This window comes from Mesotoga sp. HF07.pep.5.2.highcov (genome assembly GCF_003666285.1).
GTDB classification, from domain to species: Bacteria; Thermotogota; Thermotogae; order Petrotogales; family Kosmotogaceae; genus Mesotoga; species Mesotoga prima.
In genome coordinates this window covers 1-531 of record NZ_JFHJ01000038.1, presented here as the reverse complement: position 1 = coordinate 531, position 531 = coordinate 1, and the positions used below count along the sequence as shown (strand labels likewise).

Annotated in this window: 2 protein-coding genes; both read left to right on the top strand. The window is 44.6% G+C overall.

Annotation, left to right across the window (positions count from 1 at the left end; all coding sequences use genetic code 11):
- The first annotated feature begins 121 nt into the window (after nt 1-121).
- Complete coding sequence (locus tag BG32_RS15985) at nt 122-274, top strand: protein-L-isoaspartate O-methyltransferase (protein ID WP_259459412.1); 153 nt, start codon at nt 122-124, stop codon at nt 272-274.
- Nucleotides 275-351: 77 nt separating this feature from the next.
- On the top strand, nt 352-531 hold a 180-nt coding region (locus BG32_RS15980; RefSeq protein WP_259459411.1), incomplete at its 3' end, for a methyltransferase.

Genomic DNA, 531 nt, shown 5'->3' with positions numbered 1-531 from the left:
ATCGGCGCATATTTTGCAGTGAAGCTTTCTATTAGAAAAGGAAGTGGCTTTGTGAGATGGATATTGCTGACAATTGTAATTCTAAATGCCGTGAAGTATCTCTTCTTTTAGGGGAAAAAGAATGAGAAAAGAGATGATTGATCTTATAAGATACTTGAAGAAGTTGGGATACTTGAAAGACCCGCGAATAGAGGCCGCCATGATGGAGCTTGATCGGGCCGATTTCGTCTCTTCCGAAGTGCGCGACAGGGCATATGAGGACATAGCCTTTTGAGCTTTGGCAGTTCTGGCAAAGTATGCTCTACTTCGACCCAACCGTCGCTTCTCGTGACGATGATCGAGGAGTTGGGAATGAGAGATGAAGATAGAGTGTTGGATCTGGGAACGGGGACGGGTTTCTGTGCCTGCATACTTGGGAAGATGGCAAAGAATGGAAGTGTAATCACCGTAGAAAAGGACAGAGAAGTTGCTTTCGTCGCTTCGAGAAATTTCGAACGTTATAGTATGAAAAACGTTCGCCTTGTGATTGGT